Raw genomic sequence first — 13,916 nt, 5'->3', positions numbered from 1 at the left:
CGCAGGCCGCGGCTCAACGGATCGTCACTCGCACCATCTCCCCCTTGATGCGAACCTGTGGCCTGGCGCCGGGGATCGCCGTTCGCGAACTGTCCACCCAGGACGCTGTCGCCGTCACCTGATAATCGATGAAACTTGCCGCATCGAAGCCAAGATGGACATCGAGTGCCTTTCCGGAGATCTCGACGGTCTCTGACTGCCGGGTCTTCTCGTAGATCAGCCGCGCCCGCAGGGCGTCCACATCGAGCCTGACCTGTCCGACGTGCCCGTCGATCGAAACATCCGCCGCCTTGCCCCTGAGTGCGACACTCGAAAACTCCCCCTCAAGCTTGGCTTGAAACGCCGGTTGATCGATAGAGATCGATGCTCCCTGTTTGAGGTTGGCGCGAAGCTGGGTCTTGCACTCCTCCAGTTCCGGCCAGGACGGCGCGGCCACGTCGACGTAGAGGGTGGCGCCTTCGACGCGCATCCGTGTTTGCGCTACGCAGTCGCTGTAAAACCAGCTGGAATAGAAGGGCGCAAACCAGCCGGAACGGCGGCTCTCGACCGACGCGCTGTAGGGCAAGGTGTCGTCGCTGGTGAGTTCGATTGCGCTTGCCTCGCCGCTCGCGACAATTGCCGTGACACCGGTGATATCGATGTCCGTCGCCGATGTCTCGGCAGTGCTCGCCATGGCGACGAGAAGGATGGGGGCAAGGACCATTGCAGGCAGTGCGATCGACATGTGACGCTCCGTTCGTTTGGTCCGGCACCATCGCCGGACGGGAACAGCTCGCCTGAAATCGACCTCAGCCGCGACCTCGATCGCGTTTCGGGTCGACCACGAACGCAATCAAGGGCATCATCGAAGCGTCCACACCTCCTCCGAAGAATTCATCCCTCCATGCTCTTTATACCTCTACCCTTCGTCGTCTCCCTCCTGTTGACGATCGTGATCGTCCGCATGCTGTCGCAACGGGACGAGACCATGACGTTCGAGCAACGCCTGTTCCTCCTGCTCGTGTGCGCCTATGCGCTGCAATCCGTGCTGATCGGCATCCGGTGGGGCTACGACATTCGCGCCATCCTCCCGGCTCAGGCGATGCTTGCGACGTTCAACGCGGCGCTCGCCTGGGTTTGTTTCAGCAGCCTTGCAAGCGACAGCCAGCCACGCCTCAGGCAAATCGGCTGGCATCTTCTGCCCGCGTTCATCGTCGGGGTGATGATGTTTGCCTGGCGAGATGCGGTCGGCACCGCGATTATCCTGTTCTTTCTCGGCTACGGCATTGCTTTGCTGTGGCTTGCGCGGCTCGGGCCGAACGCACTGGTCACGTCCCGCCTCGACGGTGTGCTTCGATCATACCGTGCGCTGCAGATCACCGGGTGGGCGCTCGTCGCGTCAGCCCTCAGCGACGTCGCTATCGGTTTTGACCAGACGCGCAACGGCGGCGCCTACTCCGGCGCAATCGTCGCGGCTGGCAACGTGCTCGCCCTGCTCATTCTTGGGTCCGCCGCCTCTATCGCCAGCTTCGACACATCCACAGACAGCGAACGGCAGGACGAAGAGCCGCTGCCCGAAGAGCGCGCTGCAAGCGAAGAGGACGCACAAATCGTGCAGAGCATCGACGAGTTGATGCACAAGAAGGGGCTCTACAAGGATCTCGAACTCAACCTCTCGCGGATCGCGCGCAAGCTCGGCGTACCCGCACGGCGTATTTCCAACGCCATCAACCGCATCCACGGCATCAGCGTCTCGCAATACGTCAACACCTACCGGGTCGAGGAAGCCTGCCGGCTGCTTCAGACGACAAATGAGGCGGTCACGCAGATCGCCTTCGAGGCGGGTTTCCTGACGAAATCCAACTTCAACCGCGAGTTCCTGCGCGTCACCGGCAAGAGCCCATCGTCCTGGCGCGAAGAACATCGCGTCAGCGAGCTTCGAAGAGCAGCATGACGTGAAATGCATGCGTGCGTTGAAAGCTGACGCCATCGCGCATCGCCGAGGGAAAGCCGACACCAAGTCCGCTTAGGTCGACACTTGGGATGAGACGAGGGGTAACCGACGGAACGGGTGGTCTCATTCTCGAATTCGAGTGACCTACACCACTTCCCTCAGGCGCTCGGCCGTCTGCAGATCGACGGAAACAAGCTGGGAGACGCCCTGCTCCGCCATGGTCACGCCGAACAGACGATTCATGCGGGCCATGGTGATCGGATTGTGGGTGATGATGACGAAGCGGGTCTCGGTCGAAGCCGCCATCTCGTCCATCAGGTTGCAATAGCGCTCGACGTTGTGGTCGTCGAGCGGCGCATCGACTTCGTCGAGCACGCAGATCGGCGCCGGGTTGGTCAGGAACACGGCGAAGATCAGTGCCATTGCCGTCAGCGCCTGCTCGCCGCCCGACAGCAACGTCATCGTCTGTGGCTTCTTGCCCGGCGGGCGGGCGAGAATCTCAAGACCCGCTTCGAGCGGGTCGTCGCTCTCGATCAGTTGCAGTTCGGCCGTGCCGCCACCGAAGAGGTGGGTGAAAAGCCGCTGGAACTGGGCGTTGACCACGTCGAAGGCAACGATCAGCCGCTCGCGGCCCTCGCGGTTGAGGTTCTGGATGGCGCTGCGCAGCTTGCGGATCGCCTCGATGACGTCGTCGCGTTCCTTCAGGAGCAGAGCGAGCCGGTCGGAAAGCTCCTTCTGCTCCTCTTCTGCGCGCAGGTTGACGGCGCCAAGGCGCTCGCGCTCGATCTTCAGCCGTTCAAGTTCGCGCTCGACATTGCGCATGTCCGGCAACGCCTCGTCGACGGCAAGTCCGGTCAGCCGCATCACTTCGTGCGGGGCGCAGGAAAGTGCTTCCTGGATGCGGGCCTCGATCTCGACGCGGCGCTCGCGGCCCGAGACCAGCCGCTCCTCGGCGCGGCCGCGCTTTTCGCGCGATTCTGCCAATTCAGAGAGCGCGGTGGCGGCCATGCGATCGGCTTCGCGCTGGCGGCCCTCGGCCTCGGCCAGGATATCGGCGGCCTCGCGGCGCGAAGCCTCGGCCTTCTGCAGTTCGTTCATCAGCGCGCGGCGCTTGTCGTCGAACTCGTCGGGCGCGTCCATCAGGTCTTCGACCTCTTCGCGCGCTTCGGCCTCGCGGTCCCTGAGGGTGGCGATGTGCTCGTCGGCGCTGGCTGCCCGCGCCTTCCAGGTCTGGCGCTCGCCTGCAATCGCCGTGATCCGGCGCTGGCGCGCCTCGTTCTCGCGCGCAAGGCCATCGTGGGCGGCGCGCCTTTCGGCAACCGCGGCGCGATCCGTTGCGACATCCGCAGTCTGGGTGCGCAGTTTCAGCTCGAGTTCGGAAAGATCGGGTGCATCGGCAAGCGCGTCGTTGGCCGTCTCGATCTGTCCGGCCACCTCTTCCAGCTGGCTTTCGAGTTGGCTCTTGGTTTCGGCAACGACGGCGCGGCGGCGCGAGAGATCGCCGGAGGCGCGCTCGGCAGCAGCCAGCGCATCGCGCGCTTCGCCCAGCTGGCGGGTGATCATGCGTTGCGCGTCGCGGGCAAGCCGCAGCCGCTCGTCCTCGGCGCGGATGCGCGAACCGGCGGCGGCAAGATCGGCCTCGGCACGGCGCAGCGCCTCACCGGCGTCGTCGGCTTCAGCATCGAGTTCGGCAAGGCGGTTCTTCTGGGCGAGCCTCAGCGCCGCAGCGCTCGGCGCTTCGGACCCGGTCACATGGCCGTCCCACCGCCAGACGGAACCCTGCTTCGTCACCAGGCTCTGGCCGGGCTTCAACAACGGCATCAGCCGCTCGGCCTCGGCCTCGCTGTCGACGATGCCGATCTGGCTCAAGGCCCGTGTCAATGCCTGCGGTGCGCGAACATGCTCGATCAAGGAGCGCGCGCCCTGCGGCAGGGCGGCATCGCCGGAATGGTCGCCCGGAGTGCGCCAATGGGCGGGAGCGGCACTATCGAGCGGCGAATCAAGATCGTCGCCGAGCGCTGCGCCAAGCGCCGTCTCGAAGCCGCGATCGACCTTCATCTCCTCGACGACAGCAGGATAGTCTCCACCCCCGGCTGCTTCGAGCATGCGGCGGATCGTGCGCGCTTCGGTCTCGATACCGTTCAACACTGCCCGCGCCCGATCGACCGGCGGACGGGCGTCGGCCTCGGCGCGGCGGGTTTCGGCCAGCGCCTCCTCGATATCGGCGACATTCGCCTCGGCCTCTTCGAGCGCGGCCTCGGCCACCTCGACCTGGCCCTGCTTCTCGTGCGGGTCCGGCAGCGTCGACATCTGCCGGTCTAGTTCGTCGAGGTCACGGGCCTGATCGGAGAGCTGGCGCGCCAGCCGCGCCTGCCGCTCGGAGAGATCGCGCAGCGCACGTTCGAGCTGGTTGCGGCCGGCCTGCGCCTCGGCGCGCTCGGCCGTCAACCGGCTCAGATCGGCTTCGCTTGACGATAGCTTTTCGTTCGCCTCTTCGAGCCTTTCGCGGGCTTCGCTTGCCCGATCGTCGGCCTCCGCCAGCAGTTCGCGCAGTTCCTCGTCTTCTTCGTCGAGGCGAGCGAGAATGCCGGCATTGTCGGCGACCAGCCGCTCTTCGCGGGCAATATCTTCAGCCAGCTGTGCAAGGCGGCGCTGCAACTCGTCGCGGCGGCGCAGGATGCGGCCGGCATCTTCCTCCAGTTGAGAGCGGGCGATCTGCAGTCGCTGCAAAGCGGCCGCCAGTTTTGCCTCGTTCTCGCGCAGCTCCGGCAGTTTCAGGCTGGAGATCGCCTGATCCTTGGCCGCCTGCATCTGCGCCTGCGCCTTTTCAGCAACCAGCGCCGTCACCTGGTTGAGCTGGCTGGTCGCCTCGGCTTCGGCCTCCTTGGCCTGCACCCAGCGGATGTGGAACAGGATCGCCTCATGCTTGCGGATGTCGGCGGACAGCATCTTGAAGCGATTTGCCTGGCGGGCCTGCCGCTTCAGGCTCTCGATCTGGCTTTCCAGCTGCGAGGTGACGTCGTCCAGGCGCTCAAGATTGGTCTCGGCCGCCTTCAGCCGCAGCTCAGCCTCGTGCCGGCGCGAATGCAGGCCGGAAATGCCGGCCGCCTCTTCAAGAAGCTGGCGGCGCGCCTGGGGCTTCGCCGAAATCAGTTCGCCGATGCGGCCCTGCCCGACCATCGAGGGCGAGCGGGCACCGGTGGAGGCGTCTGCAAACAGCAGTTGCACATCCTTGGCGCGCGCTTCCTTGCCGTTGATCCGATAGACGGAGCCCTGCTCGCGCTCGATGCGACGCGTCACCTGGATTTCGTCACTGTCGTTGAACGCGGCAGGCGCGGTGCGATCGCTGTTGTCGAGGAAGAGGCCGACCTCGGCGGTGTTGCGCGCAGGACGATTGCCGGAGCCCGAAAAGATCACGTCGTCCATGCCGGACGCGCGCATGTTCTTGTAGGAGTTTTCTCCCATCACCCAGCGCAGGGCTTCGACGAGGTTCGACTTGCCGCAACCATTCGGGCCGACGATGCCAGTCAGACCGCGCTCGATAATGAACTCACTGGGTTCGACGAAGGATTTGAAACCGAGCAGGCGAAGCTTGTTGAACTTCATGCGGCCGACGCTGGCGCCGAACGCCCCTCGTCAGCAGATCGTCGGGCATAAAAAACGGGCGCACGGCTGCCGCCGTCGCCCGTTTTCAGGAAAAGCGAAGGATCAGAGCTTGCTGTCGATGAGGGCCGACATAACGTCAACCGACATATCCCCAGAATAGTGCTCTCCATTGACGAAGAAGGTCGGCGTCGATTGTACGCCAAAGTCCTTTGCGCCCTTCTGCATAACTGCGTTCACATCATCCAGAAGTTTCTGGTTCGTCAAGCAGGACTCGAAGCTCTCCTGTGTAAAACCGGCAAGCTTGGACATCTGCAGCAAGGCATCGCGGCCGTTCTGGGCAGCGGCCCACTGCTGCTGCTGCTTGAACAGCATCGAGATCATCGGGAAATACTGACCCTCAGGCGCGCAACGCGCCAGCATGAAGGCGGCAGCCGCACGCGGATCGAACGGGAATTCGCGCAGAACGAAACGAACCTTGCCGCTGTCGACATACTTGGTCTTGATCGTTTCGAAGGTGTTGTTGTGGAAGGCGGCGCAATGCGGGCAGGTCATCGACATGTATTCGACGATCGTGACCGGGGCGTTGGCATCGCCGATCGCCATTTCCGGCAGGGCACCTGGCTCCATCAGCTTGGCCGTGTCGACGGAACCTTCCGATGAGGGAAGATCGACCTTGGCTGCCGGAGCGGCCGTCGACTGGGCGACTTCGGTTGCGGCGGGCTTGGCTTCCGTGGACGTGGTCGCAGCAGCCGTCGTCGAAGCGGTGGTCATCGCGTCGGCTGGCTTAACATCGGTCTTGGCAGCCGTTTCCGTCGTTTCGGTCGGGGTCGCCGAAGCCTGCTCCTTCTTCTCGTCGCTGCAGGCGGCAAGCACGAGAGCGACGGTCGCGATGGCAACACCGCTGAGCAGGCGTTTGGAAAGGGTCATTGCGGAAGCGGACATGAATTTTACCCGTGTTCGGAGGGATTTGCAGTGCGGATTCGATATCTTGCCGCGCGCAGGGCGGCAAGAGGCAGCTTCTCAACAGAATTCAAAGAATTGTGACCGGCTGATGGTGCGGCCTAACGTCGGCGTGGCGACATGACCGCGGTGCCCAACCGCCGCAGCGCCGCCTTCAGCTCCTCGCTCTCGATACCCTCGACCATGGTTTCGAGTTTGCGGGCCGGTTCACCTGTGAGCGGTCGTGGCGTGCGATTGCGTCTGGTCGGCGGCGAGACCGGTTTTTGCACGATCCGTAGCTGGCCGATTGCGTAAAAACCGAAGAAGCCGTTGATGCGCTGGATCAACTCGCCCTGCGCATGGGTGAGGAAAAGTGCGCGCGCGCCCTCGCAGGCAACCGTCAGAACGCCAGGCTGGTGCCCGCCCTCGCCGGCAATTTCGGAAGCGCGGCGCGGCCAGGCGATCTTTTCCGGTCGGGTGCAATCGGCAAAATCAGCGCCGGCGATCTCATCCCAGGAGCCGAGCAGCATGGTGTTGATGCCGGCGCGCTTGGCGAGCACCGGATCGATCAGCCCGTTGGCGACCTCTGCGATCTGGATCACACCCCGGCGGGACTTCTGTTCACTCACGAACGCGACTTTCTGTATGCAATGTCGATTGAGCCTTGATGCGCCGGCTCGCCTTCGCCAAGTATAAGCCGGAAAAGGAACCTCCGGCAAATCATGGACAATACGATCACGGCGGCGAAGGCCGCCCCGCTCCTTCTTGAATGGTACGACCGGCACCACCGCGAACTTCCGTGGCGGGTTTCGCCGTCGATGGCGCGCCAAGGTGTGGTTGCAAATCCCTACCATATCTGGATGTCGGAGGTCATGCTGCAACAGACGACCGTGCAGGCGGTGAAGGCCTATTTCGAGAAGTTCCTGGCGCTATGGCCGTCGGTCGAAGATCTCGCGGCCGCCGACAATGAGGACGTGATGAAGGCCTGGGCGGGGCTTGGTTATTACGCCCGCGCCCGCAACCTGAAGAAATGCGCCGAGGCCGTGGCGCGCAATCATGGCGGCCATTTCCCCGACACGGAGGAAGGACTGAAGGCCCTGCCCGGCATCGGCGATTACACGGCCGCCGCCGTTGCCGCCATTGCGTTCAACCGCCAGAGCGCCGTGCTCGATGGCAATGTCGAGCGCGTGGTCTCAAGGCTCTATGCGATCGAAACGCCGCTGCCGGCGGCAAAGCCGGAAATGCGCGGCCTCGTCGCTGCCCTGACGCCCGCCGACAGACCCGGCGATTTCGCCCAGGCGATGATGGATCTCGGCGCAACGATCTGCACGCCGAAGCGGCCGGCCTGTTCGCTCTGTCCGTTCCGGCCACACTGTCTGGCGCTTTCCGTCGCCGATCCCGAGACCTTTCCGCGCAAGGCGAAGAAGAAGGACAAGCCGCTCCGGCTCGGCGCCGCCTTCGTGGCGATCGATGCCCGCGACACGGTCTATCTGCGCAAGCGCGGCGAGACCGGCCTTCTCGGCGGCATGACAGAAGTGCCCGGCACCGCCTGGACCGCGCGCCAAGACGGCGACACATCGGTCGCGGCCCAGCCCTTTGCGGCGGCCTGGGAAGACTGCGGCACCATTAGCCATGTCTTCACGCATTTCGAGTTGCGCCTGTCGGTCTACCGGGCCAATGTCGCGCGCGCCGAAACCGGAGACGACGGATGGTGGGAGCCGGTCTCGTCGCTGAAAGCCCAGGCATTGCCGACGGTTATGAAAAAAGCGATCGCCCAGGCGATACCGGACGCGTTCAAGGCCGAGCGCTGAGAAGATCGAAAGAGGAAGAGTGTCATGAGCAGCATCGAAATCCGCCATATCGTCTTCGACATCGGCAAGGTGCTGATCCATTACGACCCGAACCTGCCCTTCAGCCGGATCATTCCCGACGAAGCCGAGCGGCAGTGGTTCTTCGCCAACGTCTGCACCCACGACTGGAACATCGAGCAGGACCGCGGCCGTCCCTGGGAGGAAGCGGAAGCGCTGCTGATCAAGGATCATCCCGAACGGGAGGAACATATCCGTGCCTTCCGCAAACATTGGCAGGAGATGGTGCCGCACGCCTATGTGGAAACGGTTTCGCTGATGGAGAACCTGATCGCCGAAGGGCGCGACGTGACGATGCTGACCAACTTCGCCTCCGACACTTTTCGCGAGGCACAGCTGCTCTATCCGTTCCTGACGATGCCGCGCGGTGTCACCGTGTCGGGCGACGTCGGCCTGATCAAGCCGGATGTGGCGATCTACGAGACCCATGCCCGCGCCTTCGACCTCGAGCCGTCGGCGACACTGTTCATCGACGACAGCATGCCCAATGTCGAGGGTGCGCGGCTCGCCGGCTGGCACGCGGTGCATTTCACCGACCCGGAAAAGCTGAAGGCCGATCTTTCCGCCTACGGCATCCAGCGCTGACAATCCGCTCGCCTCCGTTCCAATTTCACCACAAAGCACCAATACCACCTTTGATTGCACACATAGAAGGTGGATACATGGTCGATTTCGACTTGGAATGGGTTCGCGACAACGATGGGCTCGATCGGTTTGTTGCGGAAATATACGCTACCGCGGACGCGGATTTCCGTGCCGCGGTATCACTTGAAGACTACAGGCATCAGTTCGAGCAGGGCTCTGTCGTCCTGGGACGGCGCAACGGCGGCATCGTCGCCTGGGTCCAGATCTGCGAAAGACGTAAGGAAGACGAGCAGCCTGGCAGGCGTGTCGCCTTCCACGCAGCAGACGAGGAAACCGCCTGCCTGGCCCAACTGCTGCTCATGGCAAGGGCGGATTCCGCCGCAGATGGCATCTACTGGGCGGCGACCACGGGCGACATTCAGGAACGCATCGCCGCCGACGTCGGGGCCACGGTCCGTCAGGATCTGTTCGGGATCTGGCAAGCGCCAAGACATCGCTGGCGCAGCCTGGATGACCTCCCGCCCGGCTTCCACCGTACAAGTCCGGGCGCCCCTGCCGGATACCCTGCTGTCGCAGTATGCGCAGTTCTACACCGCTGCCGGGGTCAAGCAATGCGGTGAAGCCGGCTGCACGACGATCTGGGACGAGGCGATGATCGCCGAAGAAATGGCTCGACGCGACGCTAGCCTTTACACCGAGGCGCTCCTACGGGCGAAGGGGCTGACCGCCGAAGCCTATGCCTTTACCTGGCGCGACGGAATGTGCATCTCGCTCACCCATCGGGATGCAGGGAGCGCGGAACTATCGACGCTGATCGCTTCGCTGCTTCAAAGAGTGCACACGATCGATCCCGTCATCGGCACGGCCATGTTCCACCTTGATGACGAAGACGTCGCGACAGTCGGTCCTGCTCTCGTAGAGGCGGGCTTCGAGGAAACCGGACGACGCGCCATCTACCATTTGCTCCCTGACACCGAACCGGCGACCGTCCCGGGATAACCGGAGTTCCCTGAGGCGGCGATAAACATACAAACGCCCGGAAGCCTTGCGGATTCCGGGCGTTTAAAGCGTTCCTTCCGGGACTGAAGGTACAAAAACCGGTCAGAGCGCTTTCGAAGGACCTGGCGGAACTGGTTGATCAGTTCAGTTTTGCCAGGTCATTTCGAATGACGGTTCTGAGTTCGTCGATGGGCTTCAGGGTGTTCCCTTCTTCGAAGTGCCAGAATGTCCATCCGTTGCAGGCATCGAGACCCTGGACCTTGGCGCCCAGGCGATGAATGGAGCCGGCCTCGCCGCCTGAGGCGAGCGTGCCGTCGGCGCGCACGATGGCGCTGTGGCGTCGCTTGGCGTCGGTGAGCACGGTGCCGGGCTTGATCAATCCGCTTTCGATCAGCGTGTTGAAGGCCACGCGCGGCTCTGCCTTCTTGCCGGTCAGGACCGACAGCATGGCCTTGCCGAGCGGCTCGACGGCGTCGATGCGCGCCGATGCCGCGTCGATGTAATCCTGCTCGCGCTCGATGCCGACGAAGTGACGGCCGAGACGCTTGGCAACGGCGCCTGTCGTGCCGGAGCCGAAGAAGGGATCGAGGATCACGTCGCCGGGCTTCGTCGAGGCCATCATGATGCGGGCGAGCAGCGCTTCCGGCTTCTGGGTCGGATGCACCTTCTTGCCGTCGTCGCCCTTGAGGCGCTCGTGACCCGAGCAGATCGGGAACAGCCAGTCGGAACGCATCTGCACGTCGTCATTGGCAGCCTTCATCGCATCGTAGTTGAAGGTATAGCCTTTGGCATTGGCGTTCGGCGTCGCCCAGATCAGGGTCTCGTGGGCGTTCTGGAACCGGCGGCCCTTGAAGTTCGGCATCGGGTTGGTCTTGCGCCAGATGATGTCGTTTAGGATCCAGAAATGCAGGTCCTGCAGGATGGCGCCAACGCGGAAGATGTTGTGGTAGGAGCCGATGACCCAGAGCGTTCCTGTCGGCTTCAGCACGCGGCGGCAGGCCAGCAGCCAGGCGCGAGTGAAGGCGTCATAGGCTTCGAAGGACGCGAACTGGTCCCACTCGTCATCGACGGCGTCGACGACTGACTGGTCGGGACGGGTCAGCAGGCCGCCAAGCTGAAGATTGTAGGGCGGGTCGGCGAAAACGACATCGACCGAATTGTCGGGAAGCGCATTGAGCGCGGCCACGCAGTCACCCTTGATGATGGAATCGAGCCAGCCCAACGGACGGGCGGCGCGGGAGACTTCGGCAAGCGAAACAACTGATGACATGGACAACTCGCAAATACGCTTACTCGGGACGGACTATGGAGCGTATGGTTACCGAAGATGGTTACCAAAGCCTGAAGGCCGCCAGGAAAAAATCCGATTAACGATGCGAGGCCAATCGCTTCGCCTGCCGAGGGCCGTCAAGCGGCGTGGAAGGCGCGACTGTCGACCGGGGCCTGGTGTCGCTCGTTCAAGCCATAGTCACGCACCACCGAGGCGATGCGCAGGCGGTAGTCGGCAAAGACGCCTTGGCGGCCTGCGTCTTGGGCGGCGCGGTGCTCAGCGCCATTGCGCCATTCCTTAACGGCCGCCTCGTCGCGCCAGAACGACAGCGACAGCACTTTGTTCGGATCGGCGAGGCTTTGAAAGCGCTCGATCGAGATGAACCCGTCGATGCCATCGAGCAGCGGGCGCAGGTCGGCGGCAATGCCGAGATAGGTCTCGCGACAGCCTTCGGCCGGCAGGACTTCGAAGATAACGGCGATCATGAGTTCAATCCCTTCCAGCCGATGACGAAACGTTCTTCAGGAAGATACGATCCTCCTTCAGGATAAACCGTTCCTTGCGCGCGAACGCATAGTTTTCGCGACCGAGGGGATCGGCAGCAAGCCGGGCGCGATAAGCCTCGTAGGCCGCGAGGCTGTCGATATTGTAGATGCCGTAGGCCGTCGTTGCCGAGCCTTCGTGCGGCCCGAAGTAACCGATCAGCTCGGCGCCGCAGCGCGGGATCGCCTCGCCCCAGTTGCGGGAATAGGCGGCGAACTCCTCTTTCTTGAAGGGATCGATCTCGTAGCGGATGAAACAGGTGATCATCTTCGGCTCCTCGTGTGTGCGTTTCGATGAAGCCACTATGCCCGCTTGCCGGTCATCTATGCTTCGACTACCATCGAAGTATGAAAGAAGGTCCAGACATCGCTCTCATCGGCTCGCTGATCGGCGATCCGGCCCGCGCCAACATGCTGACCGCGCTGATGGGCGGGCGGGCGCTGACACCGACCGAGCTTGCAGCGCACGCCGGCATCACGCTGCAGACGGCAAGTTCGCATCTCTCCAAGCTCGAGGCCGGCGGGCTCTTGAGCCAGCGCAAGCAGGGCCGTCACCGCTACTACCAGCTCGCCGAAGACGAGGTCGGGCTGATGCTCGAAAACCTCATGGGATTTGCAGCCGGCCGCGGCATGAACCGCCATCGCCCCGGGCCCAAGGATCCGGCGCTGCGCAAGGCCCGCGTCTGCTACAACCACCTCGCCGGCGACTACGGCGTGCGCATGTTCGAAAGCCTGATCGCGGCCAAGCAGATCGAGGTCGCGGGCGACGATCTTGCCTTGACCGATGCCGGCCAGATCCGCATCGAGGCACTCGGCATCAACTACGCATCGTTGAAGAAATCCCGCCGCCCGATCTGCCGGACCTGCCTCGACTGGAGCGAGCGACGGTCGCATCTTGCAGGCTCGCTCGGCGAGGCGCTGCTCACGCTGTTTATCGACAAGGGTTGGGCGAAACGCGAGACCAACAGTCGCGCTATCCGTTTCACCGATAGCGGTGAGAAGGCCTTTTCAGACCTGTTCCCGCAATAGGCAGGGATCCTCGGCTGCGCGCACGAGCACATCGCTGAAGCCACCTCCGGCAACGCGGCTGCAGAGGCTCGCCCATTCACATTCAGCGCAGGCGGCTGCCGCCTTCCCGTCCGCGAAAGCCGAGCGCAATCGTCTCAACCTGTCGGCATCGAACATCAGCACCGATCCGCGCACCACCTGCCGGTCGAGAATGTCCGAAACTGCAGCGAGCGCGAGGCTGTCGCGCTGTGTGATGCTCTCTTCCCGGCAATGGGCGCCGGCTTCGCACAGCATGGGCGCGCAGATATCATCAGGGCCATCGACGACAGCTATGGCTTCACCGGCGGAAAGGCGCTCTGCGATCCTGACATAGTTGCGCGTGAACGAGGGCGTGTAGCCCTCGCCCACGAAGGTCAGCAGGCATAATAGGTGATGCCCGCGCAGCCGGACGGTCAAATGAGGTTCATCGGCTTTTGCGCATAACGCTGGACGGCCTTCAGTACGGCCGCCGCAAGCGCCGACTTCAGCGCCGCGCCGAGCACAAAGGGTGCTGCTCCGAGGGCGATTGCCTGTTCGAAGCCGATCAACGTCGCAAGCCAGGCAGCGCCGACAACAAGGCACAGCATGTTGGCGGCGAAATGAGCGGAGAAGCTCAGGATAACGCGATCACCGGTCCAGCCGCGCTGTGCGAGCCATCCTGCAAGCCCACCGACCAGGGGAAAGGCCGCGAGATAGCCGGCCGTCGGCCCGGCGAAATGCGCAAGACCGCCAGCGCCGTTGGCCAGAACCGGCAGGCCCATCATGCCTTCGGCGAGCCAGGCAAGGATCGTGGCTACGCCGAGCCGCCAACCATAGACGACGCCGATCATCGTCACAGCAAAAGTCTGCATGGTCACCGGCACCGGGACCATCGGCACGCTGATCTGCGAGGACAGAGCAAGAAAACCGGTTCCAAGCAGCACAAAGAGGGCCTTTACAGGCCAGGTTTTGCCATCGAGGCGGAGCGGATCAAAGAGGGGCGCGTGGGCGGAAGCGAGATTGGACATCTGGGTCTCCGTGGTTGTATTGGAATTATAGATAATTCATGATTCTATCTATAATAATCACTCCGATATCGCTGAGTAGCGAACCGGTCAATCCGAGGAAACAGCACAACGTTTGGCAAG

At 63.2% G+C, this 13,916-nt stretch carries 15 protein-coding genes; 5 read left to right on the top strand and 10 right to left on the bottom strand.

Annotation, left to right across the window (positions count from 1 at the left end):
* Positions 1 to 13: 13 nt before the first annotated feature.
* A complete protein-coding gene (locus tag HT585_RS04345; RefSeq protein WP_176351760.1) occupies positions 14 to 724 on the bottom strand; it encodes a hypothetical protein in 711 nt (236 codons plus the stop codon).
* 159 nt (positions 725 to 883) lie between these two features.
* Between HT585_RS04345 and HT585_RS04340 the strand changes: the two genes are divergently transcribed.
* Positions 884 to 1,933 (top strand): helix-turn-helix domain-containing protein, encoded by a 1,050-nt coding sequence (locus tag HT585_RS04340; RefSeq protein ID WP_176351759.1) that lies wholly within the window; start codon positions 884 to 886, stop codon positions 1,931 to 1,933.
* 144 nt (positions 1,934 to 2,077) lie between these two features.
* Here HT585_RS04340 and smc read toward each other — a convergent pair whose 3' ends face one another.
* The 3 genes from smc to HT585_RS04325 all read right to left on the bottom strand — a co-directional run bounded on the left by smc (position 2,078) and on the right by HT585_RS04325 (position 7,107).
* Positions 2,078 to 5,539: a chromosome segregation protein SMC gene (smc, locus tag HT585_RS04335; protein WP_176351758.1), complete on the bottom strand. Its 3,462-nt coding sequence runs from the start codon at positions 5,537 to 5,539 to the stop codon at positions 2,078 to 2,080.
* Between the two features lie 102 nt (positions 5,540 to 5,641).
* Positions 5,642 to 6,481, bottom strand: a complete 840-nt coding sequence (locus HT585_RS04330; RefSeq protein ID WP_176351757.1) for a DsbA family protein — start codon at positions 6,479 to 6,481, stop codon at positions 5,642 to 5,644.
* 119 nt (positions 6,482 to 6,600) lie between these two features.
* A complete protein-coding gene (locus tag HT585_RS04325; RefSeq protein WP_176351756.1) occupies positions 6,601 to 7,107 on the bottom strand; it encodes a DciA family protein in 507 nt (168 codons plus the stop codon).
* A 93-nt stretch (positions 7,108 to 7,200) separates the two neighbouring features.
* Here HT585_RS04325 and mutY point away from each other — a divergent pair, with 93 nt between their 5' ends.
* Both mutY and HT585_RS04315 read left to right on the top strand, forming a co-directional pair.
* On the top strand, positions 7,201 to 8,289 hold the full coding sequence (mutY, locus tag HT585_RS04320) for an A/G-specific adenine glycosylase (RefSeq protein WP_176351755.1): 1,089 nt from the start codon (positions 7,201 to 7,203) through the stop codon (positions 8,287 to 8,289).
* 24 nt (positions 8,290 to 8,313) lie between these two features.
* Entirely contained in the window at positions 8,314 to 8,931 is a 618-nt protein-coding gene (locus HT585_RS04315; protein WP_176351754.1) for an HAD family hydrolase, read from the top strand.
* Between the two features lie 179 nt (positions 8,932 to 9,110).
* Here HT585_RS04315 and HT585_RS04310 read toward each other — a convergent pair whose 3' ends face one another.
* Entirely contained in the window at positions 9,111 to 9,425 is a 315-nt protein-coding gene (locus HT585_RS04310) for a hypothetical protein (RefSeq protein ID WP_176351753.1), read from the bottom strand.
* Positions 9,426 to 9,441: 16 nt separating this feature from the next.
* On the opposite strand from HT585_RS04310, the gene HT585_RS04305 reads away from it, so the two are divergent.
* Complete coding sequence (locus tag HT585_RS04305; protein WP_176351752.1) at positions 9,442 to 9,930, top strand: hypothetical protein; 489 nt, start codon at positions 9,442 to 9,444, stop codon at positions 9,928 to 9,930.
* A gap of 139 nt (positions 9,931 to 10,069) precedes the next feature.
* On the opposite strand, the gene HT585_RS04300 is transcribed toward HT585_RS04305, so the two are convergent.
* The 3 genes from HT585_RS04300 to HT585_RS04290 form a co-directional block, all read right to left on the bottom strand.
* The gene (locus HT585_RS04300) at positions 10,070 to 11,200 is read right to left on the bottom strand and encodes a site-specific DNA-methyltransferase (protein ID WP_176351751.1); all 1,131 of its coding nucleotides are present in this window, start codon (positions 11,198 to 11,200) and stop codon (positions 10,070 to 10,072) included.
* A gap of 137 nt (positions 11,201 to 11,337) precedes the next feature.
* Complete coding sequence (locus tag HT585_RS04295) at positions 11,338 to 11,685, bottom strand: antibiotic biosynthesis monooxygenase family protein (RefSeq protein WP_176351750.1); 348 nt, start codon at positions 11,683 to 11,685, stop codon at positions 11,338 to 11,340.
* Positions 11,686 to 11,689: 4 nt separating this feature from the next.
* The gene (locus HT585_RS04290) at positions 11,690 to 12,010 is read right to left on the bottom strand and encodes an NIPSNAP family protein (RefSeq protein WP_176351749.1); all 321 of its coding nucleotides are present in this window, start codon (positions 12,008 to 12,010) and stop codon (positions 11,690 to 11,692) included.
* A gap of 80 nt (positions 12,011 to 12,090) precedes the next feature.
* On the opposite strand from HT585_RS04290, the gene HT585_RS04285 reads away from it, so the two are divergent.
* Positions 12,091 to 12,771 (top strand): ArsR/SmtB family transcription factor, encoded by a 681-nt coding sequence (locus HT585_RS04285; RefSeq protein ID WP_176351748.1) that lies wholly within the window; start codon positions 12,091 to 12,093, stop codon positions 12,769 to 12,771.
* Here HT585_RS04285 and HT585_RS04280 read toward each other — a convergent pair.
* A complete protein-coding gene (locus HT585_RS04280; RefSeq protein ID WP_176351747.1) occupies positions 12,751 to 13,206 on the bottom strand; it encodes a DUF1284 domain-containing protein in 456 nt (151 codons plus the stop codon). The genes HT585_RS04285 and HT585_RS04280 overlap by 21 nt on opposite strands.
* Positions 13,203 to 13,796 (bottom strand): biotin transporter BioY, encoded by a 594-nt coding sequence (locus HT585_RS04275; RefSeq protein ID WP_176351746.1) that lies wholly within the window; start codon positions 13,794 to 13,796, stop codon positions 13,203 to 13,205. The genes HT585_RS04280 and HT585_RS04275 overlap by 4 nt, the downstream gene beginning before the upstream one ends.
* Positions 13,797 to 13,916 lie beyond the last annotated feature (120 nt).

Origin of the sequence: Ensifer oleiphilus (genome assembly GCF_013371465.1) — a bacterium.
Taxonomy (GTDB): domain Bacteria; phylum Pseudomonadota; class Alphaproteobacteria; order Rhizobiales; family Rhizobiaceae; genus Ensifer; species Ensifer oleiphilus.
The sequence above is the reverse complement of the archived record's forward strand: the minus strand, read 5'-3'. Positions and strand labels throughout refer to the sequence as shown.

Coding starts and splice junctions, on each gene's coding strand:
- HT585_RS04345 (WP_176351760.1), bottom strand. CDS start 724: ATGTCGATCGCACTGCCTGCAATGGTCCTTGCCCCCATCCTTCTCGTC.
- HT585_RS04340 (WP_176351759.1), top strand. CDS start 884: ATGCTCTTTATACCTCTACCCTTCGTCGTCTCCCTCCTGTTGACGATC.
- smc (WP_176351758.1), bottom strand. CDS start 5,539: ATGAAGTTCAACAAGCTTCGCCTGCTCGGTTTCAAATCCTTCGTCGAA.
- HT585_RS04330 (WP_176351757.1), bottom strand. CDS start 6,481: ATGTCCGCTTCCGCAATGACCCTTTCCAAACGCCTGCTCAGCGGTGTT.
- mutY (WP_176351755.1), top strand. CDS start 7,201: ATGGACAATACGATCACGGCGGCGAAGGCCGCCCCGCTCCTTCTTGAA.
- HT585_RS04315 (WP_176351754.1), top strand. CDS start 8,314: ATGAGCAGCATCGAAATCCGCCATATCGTCTTCGACATCGGCAAGGTG.
- HT585_RS04310 (WP_176351753.1), bottom strand. CDS start 9,425: ATGTCTTGGCGCTTGCCAGATCCCGAACAGATCCTGACGGACCGTGGC.
- HT585_RS04305 (WP_176351752.1), top strand. CDS start 9,442: ATGACCTCCCGCCCGGCTTCCACCGTACAAGTCCGGGCGCCCCTGCCG.
- HT585_RS04300 (WP_176351751.1), bottom strand. CDS start 11,200: ATGTCATCAGTTGTTTCGCTTGCCGAAGTCTCCCGCGCCGCCCGTCCG.
- HT585_RS04295 (WP_176351750.1), bottom strand. CDS start 11,685: ATGATCGCCGTTATCTTCGAAGTCCTGCCGGCCGAAGGCTGTCGCGAG.
- HT585_RS04290 (WP_176351749.1), bottom strand. CDS start 12,010: ATGATCACCTGTTTCATCCGCTACGAGATCGATCCCTTCAAGAAAGAG.
- HT585_RS04285 (WP_176351748.1), top strand. CDS start 12,091: ATGAAAGAAGGTCCAGACATCGCTCTCATCGGCTCGCTGATCGGCGAT.
- HT585_RS04275 (WP_176351746.1), bottom strand. CDS start 13,796: ATGTCCAATCTCGCTTCCGCCCACGCGCCCCTCTTTGATCCGCTCCGC.